General features: G+C 69.7%; 22 protein-coding genes and 1 pseudogene. 15 read left to right on the top strand and 8 right to left on the bottom strand.

Features of this window, described 5'->3' with window-relative positions; all coding sequences use genetic code 11:
* Positions 1 to 157: 157 nt before the first annotated feature.
* Positions 158 to 583 (top strand): organic hydroperoxide resistance protein, encoded by a 426-nt coding sequence (locus J1M64_RS04535; protein ID WP_069390463.1) that lies wholly within the window; start codon positions 158 to 160, stop codon positions 581 to 583.
* 49 nt (positions 584 to 632) lie between these two features.
* On the opposite strand, the gene J1M64_RS04530 is transcribed toward J1M64_RS04535, so the two are convergent.
* Positions 633 to 1,103: a hypothetical protein gene (locus J1M64_RS04530; RefSeq protein WP_206473104.1), complete on the bottom strand. Its 471-nt coding sequence runs from the start codon at positions 1,101 to 1,103 to the stop codon at positions 633 to 635.
* Positions 1,104 to 1,391: 288 nt separating this feature from the next.
* Between J1M64_RS04530 and J1M64_RS04525 the strand changes: the two genes are divergently transcribed.
* Entirely contained in the window at positions 1,392 to 1,925 is a 534-nt protein-coding gene (locus J1M64_RS04525; protein ID WP_206473102.1) for a cupin domain-containing protein, read from the top strand.
* Between the two features lie 34 nt (positions 1,926 to 1,959).
* Here J1M64_RS04525 and J1M64_RS04520 read toward each other — a convergent pair whose 3' ends face one another.
* The 4 genes from J1M64_RS04520 to J1M64_RS04505 all read right to left on the bottom strand — a co-directional run bounded on the left by J1M64_RS04520 (position 1,960) and on the right by J1M64_RS04505 (position 7,188).
* On the bottom strand, positions 1,960 to 2,715 hold the full coding sequence (locus tag J1M64_RS04520; RefSeq protein WP_206473100.1) for an SDR family NAD(P)-dependent oxidoreductase: 756 nt from the start codon (positions 2,713 to 2,715) through the stop codon (positions 1,960 to 1,962).
* 40 nt (positions 2,716 to 2,755) lie between these two features.
* Positions 2,756 to 3,622, bottom strand: coding sequence for an enoyl-CoA hydratase-related protein (locus J1M64_RS04515; RefSeq protein WP_206473098.1), 867 nt, complete (start codon positions 3,620 to 3,622; stop codon positions 2,756 to 2,758).
* A gap of 271 nt (positions 3,623 to 3,893) precedes the next feature.
* Positions 3,894 to 6,704, bottom strand: a complete 2,811-nt coding sequence (locus J1M64_RS04510; protein ID WP_206473096.1) for an aconitate hydratase — start codon at positions 6,702 to 6,704, stop codon at positions 3,894 to 3,896.
* A gap of 280 nt (positions 6,705 to 6,984) precedes the next feature.
* Complete coding sequence (locus J1M64_RS04505) at positions 6,985 to 7,188, bottom strand: hypothetical protein (RefSeq protein WP_206473094.1); 204 nt, start codon at positions 7,186 to 7,188, stop codon at positions 6,985 to 6,987.
* A gap of 335 nt (positions 7,189 to 7,523) precedes the next feature.
* On the opposite strand from J1M64_RS04505, the gene J1M64_RS04500 reads away from it, so the two are divergent.
* Positions 7,524 to 9,410, top strand: a complete 1,887-nt coding sequence (locus J1M64_RS04500; RefSeq protein WP_206473092.1) for an HNH endonuclease signature motif containing protein — start codon at positions 7,524 to 7,526, stop codon at positions 9,408 to 9,410.
* A gap of 42 nt (positions 9,411 to 9,452) precedes the next feature.
* Here J1M64_RS04500 and J1M64_RS04495 read toward each other — a convergent pair whose 3' ends face one another.
* Complete coding sequence (locus J1M64_RS04495) at positions 9,453 to 9,881, bottom strand: pyridoxamine 5'-phosphate oxidase family protein (protein WP_067715897.1); 429 nt, start codon at positions 9,879 to 9,881, stop codon at positions 9,453 to 9,455.
* Positions 9,882 to 10,048: 167 nt separating this feature from the next.
* Here J1M64_RS04495 and ectA point away from each other — a divergent pair, with 167 nt between their 5' ends.
* The 7 genes and pseudogenes from ectA to J1M64_RS04460 all read left to right on the top strand — a co-directional run bounded on the left by ectA (position 10,049) and on the right by J1M64_RS04460 (position 16,659).
* Positions 10,049 to 10,561, top strand: a complete 513-nt coding sequence (gene ectA, locus J1M64_RS04490; RefSeq protein WP_206473090.1) for a diaminobutyrate acetyltransferase — start codon at positions 10,049 to 10,051, stop codon at positions 10,559 to 10,561.
* Positions 10,562 to 10,631: 70 nt separating this feature from the next.
* Positions 10,632 to 11,927 (top strand): diaminobutyrate--2-oxoglutarate transaminase, encoded by a 1,296-nt coding sequence (gene ectB / locus J1M64_RS04485; protein WP_206473088.1) that lies wholly within the window; start codon positions 10,632 to 10,634, stop codon positions 11,925 to 11,927.
* A 51-nt stretch (positions 11,928 to 11,978) separates the two neighbouring features.
* Complete coding sequence (locus J1M64_RS04480; RefSeq protein ID WP_067715905.1) at positions 11,979 to 12,401, top strand: ectoine synthase; 423 nt, start codon at positions 11,979 to 11,981, stop codon at positions 12,399 to 12,401.
* Between the two features lie 190 nt (positions 12,402 to 12,591).
* Positions 12,592 to 13,914, top strand: a pseudogene (locus J1M64_RS04475) (flavin-containing monooxygenase).
* Entirely contained in the window at positions 13,911 to 14,834 is a 924-nt protein-coding gene (locus J1M64_RS04470; protein WP_206473086.1) for a bile acid:sodium symporter family protein, read from the top strand. Before J1M64_RS04475 ends, J1M64_RS04470 begins: the two are co-directional and overlap by 4 nt.
* Positions 14,831 to 15,772: an NAD-dependent epimerase/dehydratase family protein gene (locus J1M64_RS04465; RefSeq protein ID WP_206473084.1), complete on the top strand. Its 942-nt coding sequence runs from the start codon at positions 14,831 to 14,833 to the stop codon at positions 15,770 to 15,772. Before J1M64_RS04470 ends, J1M64_RS04465 begins: the two co-directional genes overlap by 4 nt.
* A 38-nt stretch (positions 15,773 to 15,810) precedes the next feature.
* Complete coding sequence (locus J1M64_RS04460) at positions 15,811 to 16,659, top strand: PIG-L family deacetylase (RefSeq protein ID WP_206473082.1); 849 nt, start codon at positions 15,811 to 15,813, stop codon at positions 16,657 to 16,659.
* 1 nt (position 16,660) lies between these two features.
* Here the strand turns inward: J1M64_RS04460 and J1M64_RS04455 are convergent, their stop codons facing one another.
* On the bottom strand, positions 16,661 to 17,674 hold the full coding sequence (locus J1M64_RS04455; protein ID WP_206473080.1) for a DUF2332 domain-containing protein: 1,014 nt from the start codon (positions 17,672 to 17,674) through the stop codon (positions 16,661 to 16,663).
* Between the two features lie 109 nt (positions 17,675 to 17,783).
* On the opposite strand from J1M64_RS04455, the gene J1M64_RS04450 reads away from it, so the two are divergent.
* Genes J1M64_RS04450 through J1M64_RS04430 form a run of 5 tightly spaced genes read left to right on the top strand, consistent with a single transcriptional unit; the run spans position 17,784 to position 21,739 of the window.
* Positions 17,784 to 18,854, top strand: a complete 1,071-nt coding sequence (locus J1M64_RS04450) for a glutathione S-transferase family protein (RefSeq protein WP_206473077.1) — start codon at positions 17,784 to 17,786, stop codon at positions 18,852 to 18,854.
* Positions 18,855 to 18,884: 30 nt separating this feature from the next.
* Positions 18,885 to 19,469 (top strand): GtrA family protein, encoded by a 585-nt coding sequence (locus J1M64_RS04445; protein WP_082923884.1) that lies wholly within the window; start codon positions 18,885 to 18,887, stop codon positions 19,467 to 19,469.
* Between the two features lie 8 nt (positions 19,470 to 19,477).
* The gene (locus J1M64_RS04440) at positions 19,478 to 20,293 is read left to right on the top strand and encodes a trimeric intracellular cation channel family protein (RefSeq protein ID WP_067715918.1); all 816 of its coding nucleotides are present in this window, start codon (positions 19,478 to 19,480) and stop codon (positions 20,291 to 20,293) included.
* 9 nt (positions 20,294 to 20,302) lie between these two features.
* Positions 20,303 to 20,998, top strand: coding sequence for a hypothetical protein (locus J1M64_RS04435; RefSeq protein ID WP_067715919.1), 696 nt, complete (start codon positions 20,303 to 20,305; stop codon positions 20,996 to 20,998).
* A gap of 60 nt (positions 20,999 to 21,058) precedes the next feature.
* On the top strand, positions 21,059 to 21,739 hold the full coding sequence (locus J1M64_RS04430; RefSeq protein ID WP_067715923.1) for a DNA-3-methyladenine glycosylase I: 681 nt from the start codon (positions 21,059 to 21,061) through the stop codon (positions 21,737 to 21,739).
* A gap of 4 nt (positions 21,740 to 21,743) precedes the next feature.
* Here J1M64_RS04430 and J1M64_RS04425 read toward each other — a convergent pair whose 3' ends face one another.
* A complete protein-coding gene (locus J1M64_RS04425; protein WP_206473075.1) occupies positions 21,744 to 23,036 on the bottom strand; it encodes a glycoside hydrolase family 3 N-terminal domain-containing protein in 1,293 nt (430 codons plus the stop codon).
* Positions 23,037 to 23,080: the final 44 nt, after the last annotated feature.

Here is a 23,080-nt window from a genome sequence, read left to right as displayed (position 1 = left end):
CGACCGAGCGTGGAGTAGTCCGCGGCGGGGGTGACTCCGAATCCCTTCCGGCCGCCCCGACCGGCCGCCCCGACCGGGCGCCACGACCCCGACATCGCCCGCTGCCGCGGCGTACGTTGGGCCACACCTGCACGCCCCCCGCCCGAGGAGATCCTGAATGTCCGATGCGCTCTACACCGTCGAAGCCCTCTCCACCGGCGGAGGCCGGGACGGGCACGTCGCCACCGCCGACAAGGCCGTGGACCTGGAGATGGCCCCGCCGAAGGAACTCGGCGGCTCGGGCGAGGGCAACAATCCCGAGCAGCTGTTCGCCGCCGGGTTCGCCGCCTGCTTCCACTCCGCCCTGCAGAGCGCGGCGCGGGCGAAGAAGGTCACGATCAACGGCTCGTCCGTGGGCGCGCGGGTGTCACTGGTGCGCTCGGGCGAGGAGAGCATCGACATCGCCGTGGACCTTGAGGTCATCATCCCCGACGTCGAGGCCGAGCAGGCCGACGAACTCGCGAAGCTGGCCCACGAGCTGTGCCCGTACTCCCGGGCCACGCGGGGCAACATCGAGGTGACCGTCTCGGTCGGCGAGGACTGAGGCCCGGCCCCGTCAGTGGGCCGCTCGGGGCGTGGGCTAGGTGAACGGGCTACGAGAGCGTGCGATCCGTCAGCCACCAGGTCACGGCGCGGTTCACCGGCTCGCGCGTGGACCCGTCGCCCAGGCGGGGCACGTCGAACCACACCCGTAGGGGCGGCCCACCGATCGCGGGCACGTCCACGAACTCCAGCGAACGCTGCCTCGAGTCGAAGTCCCACCTGTTGATGGTCGAACACGAGATGGCCGGCACGAAACCCGTCGCACAGATCACCTCGGCGCGCGGCTCGAGCGGGGTCAGGACCCTCGTCCCCGGGATCGCCGGGTTCCAGAACGCCGGGTCCTCCGGCCCGAGCACGTCGCTGACGACCTGCGGCATCCCGCGGGGCACCGGAGGCGCCGCGGCGGGCAGTCCCGCGGCGTCCGGATCGGCGGCAGCAGTGGCGGTGCCGAGCGCGCTCACCGCGCCGGCCAGGGCGACCGCGAGGCCGAGACGACGACACGCGAAATGGGGCAGGGGCACGGCAACTCCTGGGTGGGTGAGAGAGGCCCCACGCTAGCAGCGGGGTCGCGCGACCGGTTCGGCCTTCCGCGAGGCGGCGGCGCTTCGATGAGGGGTTGCCCTCGTCGTCGTCCCCGTCGTCGTCGTCCCGTTGTCGTCGTCCCTCCACAGGCCGGCATGGTCAGCGCCGCGCCGGACACACACGGCAGAAGAACGATGGAGCGCCGAATCTCGATGCCGTTCGCTGATAACGTTCAGGTAGCCGACCGGAGCCCCCTTCGGTCCGAGCAGACTCAGGGATCAGTAGGTATGCCCCACAGACTGACCAGATCGTCCATCTCGATACTCACCGGTGTCTGCGTCCTCGCCACGGCCGCGTGCAGTCCCGACGACCCGACGGCGGAGACGCCCGAGGTGAGGACCGTGAACCCGACCGAGCCGCTCCCGCCCGCCTCGACGATCGCGGGGTCGCAGCCCTTCCTGGCCGTCGACATCGTGCAGGGCCGACAGGCCCGCCCCGTCGACCTACAGGTCGACGGCGGCGAGGACGGCGTCTCGGTGACCTTCCGCGAGATCACGATCGAGCCCGGGGCGAGCACCGGCGAACACTGCCACCACGGATCCCTGATCGCCGTCGTCAAGCAGGGCGAACTCACGCACTACTCCGATCGCCACCCCGGCGGCTCCCGCATCTACCGCGTCGGGGACTCGAACATCGAGGAAGCGGGCTCGATCTATGAAAGCCGGAATCACGGTACGGAGGACGTGGTTCTGATGGCGACCTACGTGACCCAGGTCGGCAAGGAGCTCCTCGAGACGGACCTGACGAAGTGTGAGGCGTGAGCGGCCTGCTCGTCGGCTGAGGGGTCAGCGGGGGTCAGCGGGGGAGCTGCCCGTCGTCGATCTTGATGACGGTCCCGGTGACCGCCTCCGACGCGTCGGACACCAGGTAGAGCAGCGTCGAATCGATCTGCTCGGGCTGGCCGAGGCGCTGACGGGGGAGCCCGGGCGCGATGTCGCCCACGCGGGCGAGCATGCCGTCGGTCATCTCCGAGGCGAAGACTCCCGGGGCGATCGCATTGACGTTGATGAACTTGCGCGACCACTCCACGGCCAGGGCCTCCGTCATCCGACTGACCGCGGCCTTGGTGGTGGAGTAGAGCGCTGCTCCGTTGCCGTCGTACTGGTAGGCGCTCATCGACGTGATGTTGACGATCCGCCCCGGCACCCCGGCCTCGATCAGGCGGCGGGCGACGCCGGTCGCCATGAGCCACGGGCCGCGGACATTGGTGTCCAGCACGGCGTCCACCAGCTCCAACGACATCTTGTGCGCACGCTGCGCGTCCGGAATGCCGGCGTTGTTGACGAGGATCTGCGGGAGGCCGATCTGCTCGGTGACTCCGGTGAGGCAGTCCTCGATCGAGGCGGGATCGGTGACGTCGAGCCGGACGCCGTGCGCCTTGCCGCCGCTCCGGCCGATGGACTCGACGACCTCCCGGATCCGTTCGGTGCGCCGCCCGGTGACGACGACAGTCGCGCCCGCGCCTGCGAGTACATGCGCGAACCTTGCGCCGAGTCCGGCGGTCGATCCGGTGACGATCGCGACGCGACCCGTGAGGTCATCAGCAGGCATGGGGGGTCCTATCGGTTGTGGGGCCCGAGAGCGGCCGGGGTCAGGAGAAGAGGTCGGGCAGCCCGTCGGACACGCGGTCCGGGAACTCCGGCTCCTTCTTGGCGAGGAACGCGGTGACGCCGGCGCGCACATCGGCGGACTTGCCGCGGGTGTAGATGCCGATCGACTCGGCGCGGTGGGCCACCTCGGGATCGGGTGCACCGAGCATGCGCCACATCAGCTGGCGGGTCAGTGCGGCCGACACCGGCGACGTGCCCCGCGTCATCTCGCGCGCGACCTCGATGGCGCGCGGGAGGACCTCGTCGGCCGGGAGCACCTCGCTCACCAGCCCTCGCTCCAGGGCCTCGGCGGCGAGGATCGTCTTGCCGCCCACAGCCCACTCGATCGCGGTGGAGATGCCCACGATGCGGGGCAGAAACCACGTCGAGCACGCCTCCGGCACCAGACCCCGGCGCGTGAACACGAACCCGAACTTGGCGGTGTCCGCGGCGATGCGCACGTCCGTCGGCAGGGTCATGGTCACCCCGACGCCCGCGGCCGACCCGTTGATCGCCGAGATGACCGGCTTGGTCATGCGGAAGATGCGCAGCGCGACCTGACCGCCGGTGTCCGGCGGGGCCTCGCCGGTGTCGGCATCGGGATCAGCCGCGAACGTGTCGCCCCCGCCCGAGATGTCGGCCCCCGCGCAGAACGCCCGGCCCGTGCCGGTGAGGACCACGGCACGCACATCGTCGTCCGCATCGCAGTTGTCCAACGCGGTGATGATGTCCGTCAGGTTCTCGTACGTCGCCGCGTTGAGCTTGGTCGGACGATTGAGCCGGATAACGGCGATCTCGCCGTGGCGATCAAGGATGACCTCGGGCTGGTCGGGCGGGGTCTCGGAAGCCTGATCCGGCGAGGGCTGCATGGTGTCGGACGTTACCTGCGCCGAGCAGCGGCGCCGGCCGGATCGACCACATCTCGTCGCGGGTGGCGTGGGCCGGTTCGGCTCTCCCTGCAGCTGCGAGGCGTCGGCAGGTGCTTACCTCGTCGTCGTCGTGGTCGTTGTCGTCGAGACTTCCGGTGCCGGGGCGGCCCCAACGCGAAGAGCGTTCCGCGCACCTGCCTCTCGCAGAACGTGCGCGTAACGCTCTTCGCGACGGTGGGCTGGGTCGCGGGGCGTGGGGTGGGGCGTGGGATCAGAGCATCTGCCGGAGCATGTACGGCAGGATGCCGCCGTGCTCGTAGTACGCCTCCTCCGCCGGGGTGTCGATGCGGACCTTCGCCGTGAACTCGACCGCCGAGTCGCCCTCGCCGGCCCGGACCGTCACCTCCTCCGGAACGCTGTCCCGGCCCTCGAGCCCGGTGATGGAGAACAACTCGTCGCCCTTGAGGCCGAGACTCTCGGCGGACTCGCCCTCGGGGAACTGCAGGGGCAGGACGCCCATCCCGATGAGGTTCGAGCGGTGGATCCGCTCGTACGACTGCGCGATCACCGCCCGTACCCCCAGCAGGGACGTACCCTTGGCCGCCCAGTCCCGCGACGACCCGGACCCGTACTCGGCCCCGGCGATCACCACCAACGGCACGCCCTCCTCGGCGTAGCGGTTCGAGGCGTCATAGATGCTGGTCTGCTCACCGCTGGGGAAATGGGTGGTGACCCCGCCCTCGGTGCCGGGCGCCAACAGATTCCGCAGCCGGACGTTGGCGAACGTGCCACGGATCATCACCTCGTGATTGCCGCGCCTCGACCCGTACGAATTGAAGTCCGCCGGCTCGACCCCCTGCTGCTGCAGGTACTCGCCCGCGGGCGAACTGGGCTTGATCGCCCCGGCCGGTGAGATGTGGTCCGTGGTCACAGAATCGCCCAGCAGCGCCAGGACGCGGGCGTCGGTGATGTCCCGCATCGGCTCGGGGTCGACCGCCATTCCGTCGAAGTACGGCGGCCGGCGGATGTAGGTGGAGTCCTCGGTCCAGTCGAACTTGTCACCCCCCGGCACGTCCATGCCGCGCCAGTTGTCGTCCCCGTCGAAGACGTCGGCGTAGCCCTTGGTGAACATGTCTGCCTCGAGATTGGCGTCCACGACCTCCTTGATCTCCGCCGAGCTGGGCCACACATCACGGAGGTAGACCGGCTCGCCATCAGAGCCCGTTCCGAGCGGGTCCTCAAGAAGGTTCTTGCGCATCGTCCCGGCCAGCGAATAGGCGATGACCAGCGGCGGGGACGCCAGGAAGTTCATCTTGACCTCGGGGTGGATGCGGCCCTCGAAGTTGCGGTTGCCCGACAGGACCGCGGCGACGTTGAGGTCCTTGTCATTGACCGCCTTGCTCACCGCCGGGGTCAGCGGCCCGGAGTTGCCGATACACGTCGTGCAGCCGTAGCCGACCAGATCGAACCCGAGCTCCTCCAGGTACGGGGTGAGGCCGGACCGGTCGTAGTAGTCGGTGACGACCCGAGACCCGGGGGCCAACGTCGTCTTGACCCACGGCTTGGGCTTCAGACCCCGCTCGACGGCCTTCTTGGCCAGCAGCGCCGCACCGATCATCACCGAGGGGTTGGACGTGTTGGTGCACGAGGTGATCGCCGCGATGACCACGTCCGCGTGGTCGAAGATCACCGGCGACTCGTCGCCGTCGAGCATGATCTCCGCCGGATCGCTCGGCCACCCGAGCCTGGCGTTGGCGGTCAGCTGCTCCTCGGAGTAGTGGCGGGGAGGCTCGTTCTTCGCCGTACTGGAACCGGGGGAGACCGGATCGCTGGCGGGGAAGGAGTCCGCCGAGGCGTCATCCAGGCTCCCGTCGTCCTTCTCCGACCGGTTCTTCTCCTCGTCGAGATTGCCCAGCACCACGGCCGGCGCATCACCCAGCGCGATGCGGTCCTGCGGTCGCTTGGGTCCGGCGATCGAGGGCACCACCGTCCCCAGGTCCAGCTCGATGACCTCGCTGTACTCGGCAGGGTTGTCCGGGTCGTGCCACAGGCCCTGCTCCTTGGCATAGACCTCGACCAGCTCGATCTGCTGCTCAGACCGACCGGTCAGCCGCAGGTAGTCGAGAGTCTCGTCGTCGACGGGGAAGATGGCGCAGGTCGAACCGAATTCGGGGCTCATGTTGCCCAGCGTGGCCCTGTTGGCCAGCGGGACCGCGGCGACGCCCGGGCCGAAGAACTCCACGAACTTGCCCACCACGCCGGTCTGGCGCAACAGTTCCGCCACGGTGAGGACGAGATCGGTGGCAGTGGTGCCCTCCCGCAACTCGCCGGTCAGCTTGAGCCCGATGACCTGCGGGATCAGCATGCTCATCGGCTGGCCAAGCAACGCGGCCTCCGCCTCGATGCCGCCGACGCCCCAGCCCAGCACGCCGAGGCCGTTGACCATCGGTGTGTGGGAGTCGGTCCCGACGAGAGTGTCCGGGTAGGCCTGGGTCATACCGTCGGTCCCCTCGCGCGTGAAGACGACCCGGGACAGGTATTCGAGGTTGACCTGGTGGCAGATGCCGGTGTTCGGCGGGACCACCACGAAGTCGGCGAACGACTCCTGCGCCCACCGGAGCAGCTGGTAGCGCTCCTGGTTGCGGCCGAACTCCAGCTCGGCATTGACCTCGAACGCATCCGGGCGGCCGAAGACGTCCGCGATGATCGAGTGATCGATCACGAGCTCGCCGGGGATGAGCGGATTGATCTTTTTGGGATCGCCGCCGAGGTCGGTGATCGCATCGCGCATCGCGACCAGATCGACCACGCACGGCACCCCGGTGAAGTCCTGCATCAGCACCCGGGCGGGCGTGTACTGGATCTCCCGCTCCGGCGGGGACTGAGGAGTCCACTCCCGCAGTGCCTCGACCTGCTCGGCCGTCACCACGCGGCCGTCCTCGTTGCGCAGGAGATTCTCCAGCAGGACCTTGAGGCTGTAGGGGAGCGGGACCGCGGTGGAGACCTGATCGAGTCTGTAGACCTCGTAGTCCACGCCCCCGACGGTCAGCGAATCCCTCGAATCGAAGCTGTTGACACTCATGACCGGCCCTTCCGTAGAGGTGCCGGTGCGGCCCGTGCTAGTGACGAGGATCACCGGCGTTGATGCCGACCCTACTCCCGTTGGCAGGAAGTTATAAGGCGTCACGTGTACCCGGGCCGCGGCTCGAAAAGGACACGTGCGGACAGAAGGTCAGGGGTGTATCCGCCGGCGGGGGCCGGTTCGGCTGCCCCTGCTCAGGCAATCCGAACTCAGGCGCTGACTTCGTCGTCGTCGGATCCAATCGGCCCCTCGCCTGGGGAGGCTCGCTGATCGCGCGGGGTCAGGCGACCTCGTCGTCGTCACCCTGCGCTTCTCCGTCGCCGTCGTCGGCGGGCAGCTCGATGGCCTGTTCGGCGACGTCGGCCGGATTCGCCTCACGGAAGGGGTCCTCGACGGTCACCTCGGGCTCGTACTCCTCGGGTGCGGTGACTGAATCCGGGCCCGGCGTGTACTCGTCCGGGTCGATACGGTCCTCGGCGATCATCTCGTCCTCCTCCTGGCGCAGGGGCGTGTGTCTCCACCTCTAGCAGCCTCTCGCGGACGGCGCCAGGGGCGGTGGCAACGAAAGATCGTCTCGCTGGCATCGTCGCGGGTCCCGAGGCTGTTGTGGTCGGTCCTTCAGAGGGTGATCATGCAGCGTGAGGCGGCCTCGTTGCGACGAGTCCACCCTGTTGGCTGGTGTCTTCTGCTCTAGCCGAAAGGGGTGGGCCTCGGGTGGCGATATGTATCGATTCGACCCTTGCCTGTTCGAATGTGCGTGCGTATCATAGAACACAGATTCGATACCAGGCAGCAGCCGGACACTCAGGGGGTGGGCACATGGGCGGCAACGCAGACCGCGCGGCCGGCGGCCCGTCCCCGTCCGGTGACTCGTCCTCGTCTGGTGGCGGCGCCGGCTCCACGGCGCCCACTGCACTGTCTGAGTTTCGGGCGGCGGCGCGTGAGGGGTGGATGGGGGAGAATCGCGCGGCGGCGCGCCGGTTCGTGGCCTGTTACGAGCTATTTGTCGAATGCCAACGCCGGGAGGAGTCCGGGGCGGGCAGCGGTGAGTGTCGGCCCGGTCATGCGGTGCTCGATCCGATCGATGTCGCGGCCGGGTACGTGGTGTCGGCGATGGCGATCTCGACGGGCCGGGCCGAACGGATGATCACTTTCGCTGTCGATCTGCACTTGCGGTATCCGGAGATCCTGTCCGCGATGGCGCAGGGGCGGCTGGATCTGCAGGCCGCGAAGATACTGGCCTCGCAGATGGCCACCGTCCACGTCGATGTGCTCGAGGCGGTGCAGCGGCGGGTCGTCGAGGAGTATCTCGCCGCGATCGAGGGCGGGGTGCGGTTGGGTGAGAAAGCCATCCGCGGCAACGTCGATGCGATCATCGCCCGCTACGACTCGAACGGGATCCGCCTGCGCCGACAAGAAGCCGCCCGCACCCGCGGGGTACGCCTGCACAAGGGCGTCGATGGCATGTCGAGCGTGTCGGCGATCCTGGCCACCGAGGAAGCCGCCGTCCTGGCCGAGGCCCTCGACCAGCGCGTGAAAGACCACAAGTACGCCGACGCCCAAGCCGCCGCCAGCACCCAAGCCGACACCGCCAACGCCGACACCGCCAACGCGGGCGATCGCGCGGCCGCTGGCGAGGTCGAGGACTACTCGATCGCCGAGCGGCGCGCCGACGCCCTGATGTCCCTGGTGTGCGGCGACGCCGGCCTAGCTGGCGCCGCTGGTCGCGCCGGTCGGCCCGGTCAGCCCGGCGCGCCTGGTGCCGGGGTGGCGTTGCGGCCGAAGGTCACCGTCATCGCCACCGGCAACGACGCCCGCGACGCTGGCGGCGCCCGGGTGGAGTTCGCCCGCACCGGCCAGGCCGCCCTGCAGGCCCTGCTGGACATGCTCGCCACCAGCGACGGGGCCACCTTCGAGCCCATCGACCCGCGCATCGGCGCCGCCGATGACGCCCGGGCCGCCCTGAAGTACCGGCCCGGTGCCCAGTTGGCCCGCCGGATCCGGCTGCGGGACGGCACCTGCCGCCACCCCGGCTGCGCGATCCCCGCCGAGGCCTGCGATCTGGATCATGTAGTGCCGTTCGATCACGCCGACCCCCGTCGGGGCGGGCACACCATCGAGGCCAACCTGGCGGCGATGTGTCGTCGGCATCACCGGTTCAAGACCTTCTCGGACTGGATCTACGAACTGCAGCCCGACGGCACCCTGCTGGTGCGCTCCCCGGAGGGCTCGACCATGCTCACCCGACCCTCCGGCCCGCTGGCCGAGTACCGGCGTGAACAGGCCCACGCCGAAACCGAGGCGTGGACCCGGCAGCAACGCCGCAGCCCCGACCCCACCGGCGACGAGAAGGCCGACGCGGAGCCGACGTTCTGGTCCCGCCGCGCCTCCCGCCACCGCACCGAACGCCGCAACACCGAACGCCGCAAGGCCGAACGCGCCCGCACCTACGACCCCGCCCCGCCCGCTCCTGGGACCGGCACGGCCGCCGGGAACGGCACAGGCACGGACGCCGCCGGCGCCGCCGCCACCACCAGCGCGGCCACCGACACCACGCCCGAGAAAGCCACCCCCGCCAGCGCCACCCCCGAGAGCGCCAGCCGCTGGTGGGCCCGCAACAAACCCCACCACAGCGACATCGAAAAAGGCATCCGCGCCCTACTCCACGAACGCCTCGACGAACTCATCGACCCACCACCGTTCTAGGTGGGTAGGTGGCTAGGTGGGCGCGGGCCAGTGAGGCGTGGATCAGTAGCCGGTGTAGCGCTCCGGCTCCTCGCCGAAGGTGAACCCGCGGCCGGAGATCTTCTCGGGCGTGATCTCGACGAAGTTGTACTTCAGGGTCGGGATCCAGGGTTTGAGCCCGAGCTCTTCCGCGCGGTTGATCTCCGCGAAGCTGTCGAGCCGTCGCGCCGTCCCGCGGACGACGATCGACCAGGCGTCGTCGCCGTCGATGTGGTCGACTTGGAACACGACGTCCGGATGGACCGTGATCCCGGCGAGCTTGGAGCCCTCCGCGGTGCGGAAGAAGAGCTTGCCCTCCGGGGAGAGCGCGTAGTTGACGGGGAAGATGTCGGCACGGCCCTCGGAGACGGTGACCAGGCGTCCCAGGGAGACCGTGCCCAGAAGCTGCAGACTTCGCGCCTCGTCGAATTCGGTGATCGGGTTGGCGTCCATGTCCTGATTCTCTCACCGCAGGGCCGGCGCCGGAACCGTTGTCGGAGACTGCCGCGTGACCGACCTCACTCCCCGGCGGCCACCTGCACACTCATCGTGTTTTCAGGTAACGAATTGGGGAAGGGTGATGCAACAACGTGGGGACGTCACTACGGTGGACACCGACTATGAACCCAGGAGAACGAGTAGTACCCCGTAACCCTGATTCGTCCGACGCGCTGTTCCGCGTGCCCACCGCGGCAGACGGAACCCGCATGTGGGAGATCGCCCGAGACAGCGGCGTTCTCGACCTCAACTCCTCCTATGCATACGTGCTGTGGGGGGCGGAGTTCTCGGAGAGCTCCGTGGTGGTGGAGGTCGAGGGCCGGGTCGTCGGATTCGTCACCGGATTCATCCGCCCCTCGGAGCCGGACACGATCTTCGTGTGGCAGGTCGGCGTCGACGCCGACCAGCGCGGCAAGGGACTGGCGGCGCGACTGCTGCACAGCCTCATGGACCGGCTGGCCGAGCGCGGCGTGGTGCGCCTGCGCACCACCATCAGCCCGGACAACGAGGCGTCCCAGCGCACCTTCGGTGCCGTCGCGCGAGACCGCGGGATGACGCTGTCCGACGAGGACTACCTGGGCTCCGAACTCCTCGGCGAAGGTCACGAGCAAGAAGACCTGTACACGATTTCCTAGACGAGGGCGCGCGGGCCGCCCGGCCCGCCACCGTCGCCCGCCTCTTCACAAATGGAGTGATCTGAAGACCATGACCGAGTCCACGCACGACACCAGCACCAATACGGACATCTTCTCCGACCGCGAGTCGGAGGTCCGTAGCTACTCGCGCAACTGGCCGGTGGTATTCGACACCGCCAAGGGCACCACGCTCACGACCGTCGACGGAGACGAGTACCTCGACTTCTTCGGCGGTGCCGGCGCACTGAACTACGGCCACAACGACGACGACATGAAGAGCGCGCTGTTGGAGTACATCCAGCGCGACGGCGTGACCCACTCGCTCGACAAGTACACCGTCGCCAAGCGCGCGTTCCTGGAGACCTTCTCCTCGAAGATCCTCGAGCCGCGCGGGCTGGACTACAAGGTGATGTTCCCCGGGCCGACCGGGACGAACGCCGTCGAGTCGGCGCTCAAGCTGGCCCGCAAGGTCACCGGCCGCGAGGCCATCATCAACTTCACCAACTCGTTCCACGGCATGACTCTCGGATCGCTGTCGGTGACCGGCAACTCGATGAAGCGCGCCGGTGCCGGCATCCCGCTGGTCCACGCCACGCCGATGCCGTACGACAACTACTTCGGTGGCGTCACCGAGGACTTCCAGTGGATGGAGCGCGTCCTCGTCGACTCCGGCTCGGGCATGAACCGCCCGGCGGCCGTGATCGTCGAGTGCGTCCAGGGCGAGGGAGGCATCAACGCTGCGCGCGCCGAGTGGCTGAAGGCCCTCGACGAGCTGTGCAAGCGCCACGAGATCCTGCTGATCGTCGACGACGTCCAGATGGGCTGCGGTCGCACCGGCGAGTTCTTCTCGTTCGAGTTCGCGGGCATCAAGCCGGACATCGTCTGCCTGTCCAAGTCGATCGGTGGCTACGGCCTGCCGCTGGCGATCACCCTGTTCAACCGCGAGCTCGACGAGTGGACCCCGGGCGAGCACAACGGCACCTTCCGCGGTAACAACATGGCGTTCATCACCGCCGATGTGGCGCTGCGCAAGTACTGGTCCGACGACAAGCTGCAGAACCGCACGCTGGAGAACGGCCGTATCCTGCGCGAGCGCTTCTCCCCGCTGGTCTACAAGTACGAGGGCAAGCTCGAACTCCGCGGCCGCGGCATGGCGTTCGGTATCGCCTTCCTCGAGAAGCCGGAGCTGGCCGGAGAGGTCATGGCCCGCTGCTTCGACAACAGGATGCTGGTCGAGACCGCCGGCCCGAGCGACGAGGTCGTCAAGTTCCTCGCCCCGCTCACCCTGACCGACGACGAGCGCGATCGGGGCATCGAGATCTGCTACGAGGCCGTCGACCACGTCCTCGCCCAGCAGTACCTCTGAGCGCGCCCGACCACCCACCCTCGACCCACGACCTCGCCGAGGAGGCCCCGCATGATCGTTCGTACCACCGCAGAGATCACCGACACCGACCGCCACATCAAGGGCAACAACGGCAACTGGGAGTCCAAGCGCATCGTCCTGGCCGACGACCGCGTCGGGTTCTCGTTCCACGAGACCACCATCGCCGCCGGCACGACCAACGACTTCCACTACGCCAACCACATCGAGGCCGTCTGGCTGACCCGTGGCAAGGGCACCCTGCGTGACCTGACCAACGACAAGGAGTACCCGCTCGAGGCGGGCTCCATGTACCTGCTCGACGGCAACGAGAAGCACCAGGTCATCGTGGAGGAGGAGATGCAGATGCTCTGCGTCTTCAACCCGCCGGTCGTCGGCGACGAGAACCACGACGAGAACGGCATCTACCCGCTCCTGCGTCTGCAGGACGACGGCTCGGTCGTTCGCGAGAAGTAGACGCCCGGTCGCTCCCGAGCCCTCCCCGGTCGATTTCGTCCAGTGCGGACGAAACCGGCCGGGGATTCTCGCGATCTGGGGCAGTATCTGTACCCGTGCCCATCTTTGACACCCGTCCAGTCGCCATCGTCGGGGCCGGGCCCTCCGGCCTGGCCGCAGCCCGCAACCTCGACCGCTTGGCGTCGCCTGGGTGGGCTTCGATCTCGCCGGAGACGTCGGCGGGCGGTGGAACATCGACTCCCCGCGCAGCACGGTCTACGCGTCGGCCCACCTCATCTCCTCCGCCCGCACCACGGAGTTCGCCGAGTTCCCCATGCCGGCCGACACCCCCGACTACCCGGACCACCGCCGGCTGCTGGCCTACTTCCGCGACTTCGCCGACCACTTCGGCCTCCGCGACCGGTTCCGCTTCGGCACCTAGGTGGTCCGCGCGGAACCGGTGAGCGGCGAGCGCGACTCCGGATGGCGACTCACCGTGCGCGCGGTGGGTGGGGGCGAGGGGACCGACGACGACGACGAGGTGGGCCCCGGGCCCGAGGCTGACGCCGGGGAGTTCTCGGCGCTGGTGATCGCTAACGGCACCCTCTCCGAGCCCAAGATCCCGGAGTTCGCGGGGCACTTCAGTGGCGAGGTCCGCCACACCAGCCGCTACAAGTACCCGCGGGAGCTGGCCGGGAATCGGGTCCTCGTGGTGGGCGGGGGCAACAGCGGCTGCGACATCGCGGTCGACGCCGTCCACCACGCCGCGTCGGTCGACATCAGCGTGCGGCGCGGCTACCACTTCGTGCCCAAGTACCTCTTCGGCCGACCTGCCGACACCCTCGGGTCCGGCGGTCGCCCCCTGCCCCCGCGGATCAAGCAGTCCATCGACTCGCGGGTACTCAAGGCCTTCACCGGCGATCCGACCCGGTTCGGCTTCCCCGAGCCCGACCACAAGATCTACGAGTCCCACCCCGTCGTCAACAGTCTGATCCTGCAGCACGTGGGCCACGGCGACATCGGGGTCCGCGCGGACATCGACCGGTTCGACGGGCGAACCGTGCACTTCGTCGACGGGACCTCCGGCGAGTACGACCTGGTCATGCTCGCCACCGGCTACGTGCTGGACTACCCGTTCATCGACCGCCGCCACCTCGACTGGGCCGAGAGCGCCGCCGCGCCGGACCTGCACCTCAACATCTTCCCGTCGGCCCGCGACGACCTCGCCGTACTCGGCATGCTCGAGGCCTCCGGCATCGGCTGGCAGGGCCGCTACGAACAGGCCGACCTCGTCGCCCGCTATCTCGCGGCACGCCGTGACGACTTCCCGGCCGGGCGTGCGGCCCTCGCCGTCGTCGACTCCTCCCGGCGCGGCCCCCGCCCGGACCTCACGGGGGGCTACAACTACCTCGGGCTGGACCGGATGGCCTACTACGTCAACAAGAGCGCCTACCGCGGCGCCGTGACCGGGCTGGTCGCGCGCATGGAGGCGGCGGGTTCGGACTCCGCGCAGACACCGGGGGCCGGCTCGTGAACGTCGACGACATCCGGATCGCGTTCGACTCTGGGTCCCTCACCACGCTGAAGATCGTCCTGGGGCTGATCCTGTTCGGCATCGCCATGGACACGCGGCTCTCCGACTTCCGGCTGGCGCTGCGCAAGCCCAGGGCGTTCGCGGTGGCCGTGGCAGCGCAGTTCGCGCTGCTGCCCGCGCTGACGTTCCTGCTGACGCTGCTGCTCGGCGTGCAGGGGTCGGTCGCGCTCGGCATGATCCTCGTGGCGTGCTGCCCGCCCGGCAACGTCTCCAACATCCTCACCCACCGGGCGCGTGGCGACGTGGCGCTGTCGGTGTCGATGACCGCGGTGGGCAATGTCCTGGCGATCGCCATGCTGCCGCTGAACTTCGCGTTCTGGGGCCACCTGCACCCCACCGGTCGCGAGTACTTCGTCGAGATCTCCGTGGCCCCGTGGGACATGCTCAGCGAGGTGCTTCTGGTCATCGCGCTGCCGTTCGCGCTCGGGCTGACCGTGTCGCACCTGCTGCCGCAGGTCGCCGCGCGCACCCACCACGTGGTGGGCATCCTGTCGTTCGTGGCGCTGGGCGGGATCATCGTGATCGCGGTCGCCAACAACTGGTCGCTGTTCGTGGCCTACATCGGGGTGGTGGCGGTGGCGGTGTTCCTCCACGACGCGCTCGCCCTGGGCCTCGGGTACGGCATCGCGCGTGGGTTCCGGCTCGACGTCCCCGCCCGCAAGGCCATGACGTTCGAGGTGGGCATCCGCAACGCCGGGCTGGGACTGCTGTTCGTGTTCAGCTTCTTCGACGGACTCGGTGGGATGGCCCTGGTCGCCGCGTGGTGGGGTGTGTGGGACATCATCGCCGGGTTGGTCGTCGCCGTGGTGTGGGCGCGGCACAGCACGACGAACGCCGAGAACAGGGAGGTCACGGCATGAAGGTTCTGGTCACCGGCGGCAGCGGGTTCCTCGGCAGAGGGGTGGTGGCCGGACTCGCGGCGGCCGGGCACGAGGTCACGAGCGGCGACCTGCTGGTGCCGGACGGCCCGGGCGACGCCGGGGTGCGGCACGTGCGCCTCGACGTGACCGCCGCCGCCGCCGTCTCCGCCGCCGTTGCGGGGCACGACGCGGTGGTGCACCTGGCCTCGATCGTCGACCCCGACGGGATGGGGCGCCACGCCGCTTACCGGGTGGATGTCGACGGCTCCCGCCACGTCCTCGACGCCTGTGTAGAACACGGGGTCGGGCGGCTCGTCGTGTCCTCGTCGGGCGCGGCCTACGGCTACCACGCGGACAATCCGGTGCCCATCACCGAGGATCACCCGGTCCGCGGCACCAGCGCCTTCGCGTACAGTCACCACAAGGCGCTCGTCGAACACCTGCTCGCGGACGCCCGCCGGGACCATCCGCAGCTCGAGCAGGTCGTGTTGCGCATCGGCCCGATCCTGGGCGACGCCGTGGACAACCAGATCACCGCCCTGTTCCACCGGCGGCGGCTGCTGGCCGTGCGGGGGTCGGACTCGCCGTTCGTGTTCATCTGGGACACCGATCTGGTGGCGATCGTCGTGCGCGCGGTGGGTGACGGGCCGCCCGGCACGTTCAACGTGGCCGGCACCGGCACGCTGACCATCCACCAGATCGCGGCGCGGCTCGGCAAGCGCACCCTCGCGATCCCCGAGCCGGTGCTCAAGGCGGTCCTCGCCGTGGGAAGCGCACTGCGGGTCAGCCGCTACGGGCCCGAGCAGACCGGCTTCCTGCGTTACCGCCCGGTGCTGGACAACACGCGTCTACGGACGGTCTTCGGCTACACGCCTGAGCTGACCAGCGCCGAGGCGTTCGACCGCTGGCTCGCGGGCCATCCCGACGCACGGGCGTGACGCCCCGCGCGGGGCGGCCGGCAGGGCAGAATGTCCGGGTGTCGACCATCGTGTTCCTCCACGCCCATCCCGACGACGAAACCTCGCAGACCGCGGGGATGATGGCGCTCGCCTCCCGCGACGGGCACCGTGTGGTGACGGTGTTCGCCACCGACGGCGATCACGGCGAGCGTCCCGAGCACCTCGGACCCGACGGCGACCTGGTCGAGTACCGGCGAGGGGAGGCACGGGCGGCGGCGGCGGTACTGGGCGTGGCCCGGATCGACTGGCTGGGATACCGCGACTCGGGGATGACCGGGTGGGAACAGAACGATGACCCGCTGTGCCTGCACCGCGCCGACGTCGACGACGCCGCGGCGCGGGTGGCGCGGATCTGCGACCGCGAGGACGCCGACGTCCTGGTGGGGTACGACCATCACGGCAACTACGGGCACCCCGACCACATCGCGGTGCACCGGATCGCCCGCCGTGCGGTGGAACTGGCCGCGCGGCGCCCGCGCCTGCTCGAGGCCACGACCAACCGGGACGCCCAGCTGGCGATGCTCGACAGTCCCGAGGCGGCGGAGTTCATGCAGGCGCTGGCGTCCGGTGGGATGGACCTCGACGTGGACCGGATCCGGCAGGCGATCCTCACCGGGGACGACGGTCAACCGATCGGTGTCGCGGAGTCGGAGATCACGTGGGCGGTCGACCTGCCCGCGGACGTGATCGACCTCAAGCGCCGCGCGATGCAGTGCCACGCCAGTCAGACCAGTGACATCGGCATGATGCTGGCCTTCCCGCCGGACATCTACGCCGCGGCCTTCGGCACGGAGTACCTCATCGAGCCCGAGGTGGGTGGGGCCGGAACGGACGCGCCGATGCGGCGCGGGTGGCCGTTCGGCTAGCTCAGGGCATGTCGAGCGCGCGGACCCATTCACCGTGACCGTGCGCCGTGGCCAGGGGGCGACCGTTGACGGCGACGACGAAGATGCCCTTGTGTCGACGGATCGACTCCGGGACCTGCGCGGCGACGTCGGGCAGGAGGGTCACACCCTCGACCGAGATCCACACACAGTCCAGCTCGGCGACCCGGCGGACGAACTCGGCGCGGGCCGGCGGCTCGAGGTAACCGAGCACTGCGGTGTGGAACACCACCGGTGTCGACCCTGCGGGGCAGGCGGCGACGGAGGCCTCCAGCTCCTCGACCAGATCGCCCGCGATGATCTGCGGAGGGTCGGCGCCCGCGATGTCGAGCGCGGCGTCGAGGCGGGGACCGCGCTCGGCCTGCTGTCCGGGCCAGATGAGACTGTGCAGCCAGGCGCGGGAGTCGGCGTCGGCGGGATCGATGGGGGAGAGGTCGACGCCGCCCCGGTGGACGACCTCCGGCAACGCGCGGGGCAGCGGGACGCCGTCGCGCAGGTCGCAGTCCAGGACCGGGGGCGCCGCGGCAGAGTCGACGAATGCGGGCGTCAGCTCGCGGGTGACGCCGCCGTCGAGCGTGTACCGGTAGGCGTAGCGGTCCGGGTAGAGGCACAGGCCGGCGGAGGCGCCCATCTCCACCAGCGAGAGCGGTCCGGGCAGCAGGGACAGGAACGGCAGGAGCACCGCGCAGCGCTTGGCCTCGTTGGTCTGCGTGGAGTGGGTGAGGATGACCTGCTCGATCTCCGGCCAGTGATCGTGGACGAAGTCGCGGAAGGCCGGGTAGTCCTCGGTCTCGGGCGCGCCGGCGTGACGGGCGGCGGCGAAGAACAGTGCCGGCTGACGCTTGATCCGGGGCAGAGAGGCGATGAGGTCGCTGGTGGCGGGGTCGTCCGCGATGCCCCGGGCCCAGGAGAGGTACACCGGGGTGCGTCCGCGGACCTCGAACTCGGCGAAGTCGGAGTAGCGGGCGGGGACGTCGTCGACGTGCGCGGAGTCCATGGTGCCCAGCGTCGCACACCCCTTGTGGGGAGGAGGGCTGGCCTGGCCACATTCCACCCGGTATGTTGGTGATGCATCAATGACCTCACGCCTACCTCTGGAGGCCCTCATGGCTGCCGATTCCGACTTCACGCCCGCCAGGAACGCCTCGACCGACGGCGAGTTCGTCCGCGACGCCACCTACATCAACGATCGCGTGGTGGCGGACGTACCGGCCGGGTCGGAACCGGTGGGGGACAGGGTGGGCGAGATGCGGTGGCCGGTGGAGCCCGGCCGGTATCGACTCATGGCCGCCCGCGCCTGCCCGTGGGCCAGTCGCACCATCATCGTGCGCAGACTCATGGGACTCGAGGACGTCATCTCGATGGGTCTCGCGGGCCCCACGCACGATGTCAACTCCTGGGTCTTCGACCTCGACCCGGACGAGCGCGACCCGGAGACCGGCCTGCACCGCCTGCAGGAGGCCTACTTCAACCGGATCCCCGATTACCCGCGCGGCATCACGGTCCCCGCGCTGGTCGATCTGCCCACGAAGTCGGTGGTGACCAACGCCTATCAGAAGCTCAACTTCGATCTCCTCTCCGAGTGGACGGCCTTCCACCGCGAGGGTGCCCCGGACCTGTACCCGGCCGAGCACCGGGACGAGATCGACGAGCTGGACTCGTGGATCTACCCCACCGTGAACAACGGCGTGTACCGCTGCGGATTCGCGGCGGACCAGGACGCCTACGAGCAGGCGTACGACGAGCTGTGGGAATCGCTGGACCGGCTCGAGGAGCGGCTGTCCACGCGCCGTTACCTCGTCGGCGACACGATCACCGTCGCGGACATCCGGTTGTTCACCACACTGGTCCGCTTCGACGCGGTCTACCACGGCCACTTCAAGGCCAACCGCAACAAGATCTCCGAGATGCCCGCGCTGTGGGGCTACCTGCGGGACCTGTTCCAGACCCCCGGTTTCGGTGACACCTGCGACTTCCCGCAGATCAAGGAGCACTACTACGACGTCCACCGGGACGTGAACCCCACCGGTGTGGTCCCCAAGGGGCCGGACCTGTCCGGTCTGCTCACCCCGCACCACCGCGAGGAACTGGGCGGTCGACCGTTCGGCGACGGCACCGCACCCGGGCCCATCGAGGACCCGGCGGAACGCATCGCGGAAGGACACGGCGCGGCCTGAGAGGGCGGTGAACGCCTACACTCATCGCCTGTGACCCCAGCCCTCCCCGAACCCGGCCGCTACCGTCGTGGCGCCCGACAGTTCCTCATGTTCGGGATCGTGGGTGGCTCCGGCATGGTCGTGAACATGATCGTCACGGTCCTGATGAACAAGGCCAACGGCGGGACACAGAACGCCCAGGACATCCTCTTCCCGCTCGGGGGGACGGAGTTCAACTTCCGGTTCACCACGCTGGTGTGGATCGTGGCCTTCCTCGTGGCGAACGTCTACAACTTCCTGCTCAACCGGCACTGGACGTTCGGCAAGGGGCACAAGGCGCCGCCCTGGCAGGAGTTCTGGCCGTTCCTCGTGGTGGGGTCGGTGGCGGCGGCCGCGGGTATCTTCATCAAGCTCGCGTTCACCAACCCCACCAGCCCGTTCTACCTACCGGAGCCGCTGTTCCACGAGGACGCCGGGATCAACTCCCGTGAGTACTGGAGTCAGCTGCTGACGATCCTCATCACGATGCCGATCAACTTCATCGTCAACAAGCTCTGGACGTTCCGGGCGGTGCGCAACCGTCATCACGCGCGTTCCACCACGGATGCGTCGGACGCGGCCGACGCGGTGGTCTAGGCCCCGCCGTGGAGTCCTCGCCGCTGGTCCTGTGGTTCGACCTGATGGGTGTGTTCTTCTTCGCCCTGTCCGGGAACCTGCTGGCGGCGCGGAAGGACATCGACATCACCGGTGGCCTCGTGCTGGGGCTTCTCGCCGGTCTCGGTGGCGGCATCATCCGTGACGTCCTGCTGGGGGTCACCCCGCTCGCGCTGTCGGAGCCGATCTACCTGGTCGCGCCCGTGGTCGCGGCGGCGGTCGTGTACCTGCTCGGTTCGCTCATCCACCGCGTGCAGACCCTGATCGTCGCGTTCGACGCCGCGGGCCTAGGGCTGTTCTGCACCTTCGGCACCGCGCGGGCGCTGGATCACGGGATGCCGGTCGCGTCGGCGCTGCTGCTCGGGGTGGTCACGGCGGTGGGCGGCGGGTTGCTGCGGGACGTGGTCGCCAACGAGATCCCCGCGGTGTTCAGCGGCTCCAACCTGTATGTCATCCCGGCGGCGACCGGTGCCGCCCTGACGGCCCTCGCCGTGGCCACCGACACCTGGGGGCCGATCGCCGCGACCGTGTTGTCCTTCCTCGTGTTCGCGTTCCGCATGGTCGCGTGGTGGCGACAGTGGCGTGTCCCGGCACCGGTGCGGAGCTGGACCGTGCGGGACCTCGACGTGCTGCGGCGCCGCGAGCGGTCGGTGTTCGGCCGCCCGCGCCGGGAGGGGAGCTCTGCCGGCGAGCGGGACGACGGCGAGCGGGACGACGGCGAACGGGACGACAACGAGGGCCGCGACCGCGACGACGACGCTGATCCCGACGGCCTCCGAGACTTCCGGCCGGGCCGACGTCGGTAGGGTTGTCCGGTGCAGTACTACCTCAGCCTGCTGGGTTTCGCGGCGATCGATTCGCTCAACCTCCTGGCCTTCGCCGTCATCGCGGGCCTGTGGCTGACCTCTGCCGGACGCGGGGTCGCGTTCGCGCCGCGGGCCGCACGGTTCACCGGCGGCGCGTTCTGCGGCATCGTGTTGCTCTCGCTGATCTCGGTGTGGGTGATCGGCAACAACCAGGAGTTCGTCCGCAGCCTGTTCTACAACCTGTGGGCGATGGTCGCGCTCGGCGTGGTCGGCCTCGTCATCACGGTCATGGGGTTGCGGCAGCCCGCCGAGGCCAAGGAGGAGAGCGTCGAGGCGCCGCTGACGCAGAACATCCTGCAGAAGTTCGGGATCATGGCCACGGGTGTCGCCCTGGGCGTCATCCAGTCCGGGACGTCGGCGCCGTTCGCCGCGGGGATGGTGCTCATCTCCTTCGCCGAGACCCCGTGGTGGTCCAAGCTGCTGCAGATCCTGTACTTCGCGATCATCGCGATCCTGCCCAGTGCCGGGTTGATCGTCGCCCTGGCGCGGGTCCGGTCGGGCGGGATCACCGCGGCCACCCGCCGGATCGACCGGTTCCTGTCGTACGGCCGCGTGGCCGGGCGCGTGCTCACCCTCGTGGTGGGTGTGGCGCTGCTGGTCCTGGCTCTGGTGCGGATCGTCCAGCTCACGGGCGTGCTGTCGTAGCGCGGTCCTAGGGTGGCGGGCGACCGCCACACGGGTGGTCCGATGAACCCGGGAGACCCCATGCAGACCCAGCCCCAGACACAGATCCAGACCCAGAACCAGACCCAGAACCACGCCTCCGCCGCCGGCACGGTGCTCTGCGAGGACGGACTGAGGCGACCTCCCTGGGCGGCGCGGGACCCCCTGCTGCGGGAGTACTACGACACCGAGTGGGGCGTGCCCGTCCGCGACGAGGCCGGCCTGTTCGAGCGGCTGGTCCTCGAGGGATTCCAGTCCGGGCTCAGCTGGGTGACGATCCTGCGCAAGCGCCCGGCCTTCCGGGAGGCGTTCGCGGGGTTCTCCCCGGACGCTGTCGCCGCCTTCACCGAGGACGACGTGGCCCGGCTCATGTCCGACGAGCGGATCGTGCGCAACCGCCGGAAGATCGACGCCGCCATCGCCAACGCGCGTGCAGTGGTAGCCCTGCGGTCCGAGGGCGGGCTCGGGGAGCTGATCTGGTCGTACCGGCCGGAGACCACCCCGCAGCCGCGGACCGCGGACGAGGTACCCAGCCGCTCGCCGGAGTCGGAGGCGCTCGCGAAGGAGCTCAAACGACGGGGTTTCAGCTTCGTGGGACCGGTGACCGTCTTCGCGCTGATGGAGGCGATCGGGGTGGTCGACACCCACCTGGTGGATTCGCACCGTCGCGGATCCTCGGGCGTGTGGACCGGGGGCGCGGCGACTCCGGAGGGCGCGGGCTGACCGGTCAGCCGGGTGGCCCCGGCAGTGCGGGCAGTCCGGCGCGGGGGGCGAGGTCGGGGATCGGTGCGGACAGTGCGGCGGCGCCCTCGACCTGCCCGGTGGCGGGGCCGCCCACGCAGCCGGGGATCCCGCGCAGTGCCGCCATGCGCATCAGGGAGCGGTCGAGGGCCTGTCTGCTCAGGGCGCCATTGGCCAGGGCCTGTTCGACGGCGTCCAAGGCCTCGCCGATCCCGGCCGTGGTGATCCACAGCGGGGAGTCCGCGCCGGCGATGAGCGACTCGGCGACCGCCCGGGGCAGCGGGAAGGCGTCGGTGACCGCGCGCATGCCGGACAGGTCGTCGGTGAAGATCGGTCCGTCGAACTGTTGCGCCCCGTAACCTTGGCCCTCCCGCAGGAGTCGGTACGCCGCCGGTGAGAGCGAGGCCGGACGGTCCACCCCGGTCAGTCCGGGCACCTGCTGGTGGCCCAGCATGATGCCGGCGCCGGGGGTCCCGGCGAGTTCGGCGAACGGGTGCAGGTCGTGGGGCACGAGCTGGTCCAGGGGTGGCACGGTCACCGACTGGTTGTGGCTGTCGCCGGAGGAGCGGCCGTGGCCGGGGAAGTGCTTGAAGACCGGGGCCACACCGGCGTCCTGCAGTCCGGTCGCGAACGCGCGGGCATAGCGCACCACGCGGGCCGGATCGGGGGAGAAGGAGCGGTCCCCGATCACGGCGCCGTCCGGTTGCGCGGACACGTCGACCGAGGGGGCGAAGTCGACGGTCACGCCCATCCCGCGCAGGAACTCGCCGCGCGCGCGGGCCGCCGACCGGACCTGCTCCGGACTCATGGTGGCCGCCATGACCCGGGCGGACGGCAGCGGGCCGGCGTAGGGGGCGATGCGGGACACGCGGCCGCCCTCCTCGTCGATCGCGACCAGCAGCGGGAGGGGAGAGTCCTGCTGGAGACGGGCGAGCGCGTCGCCCGAGACCACCTCGCCGACGACGCCGCCACCGAGGAAGATCCCCCCGATCTTGTGTTGCTCGACCGCCTGCCGGGCGTCTGCCATCGAACTCACGCCGACGGTGAACAGTTGCGCGATCCGCTCCCGCTGGCTCAGTGAATCCAGGGGCGACTCGCACGGCGGTGCAGGTGGCGGCGCCGGTGGCGCGGGCGGCGCAGCGCCAGCCGCTGTCGCTGCCGGGGTGGCCGCAGCGCTGACGGGGGCCGGGTCCACGGGTTCGTCGTCCGCGCACCCGCTCATCGCCAGTCCGGTGATGAGGACGGCAGCCGTCACGCGGAGCCGGCGGGTGAGGGACACGACCCCCAATGTATCCGGACCGGCGGGTGAGCCGAATTCGAGCG

The sequence above is a fragment of the Dietzia sp. KRD202 genome (assembly GCF_017168155.1).
GTDB lineage: Bacteria > Actinomycetota > Actinomycetes > Mycobacteriales > Mycobacteriaceae > Dietzia > Dietzia kunjamensis.
This window is presented reverse-complemented; position numbering and strand designations above follow the sequence as displayed.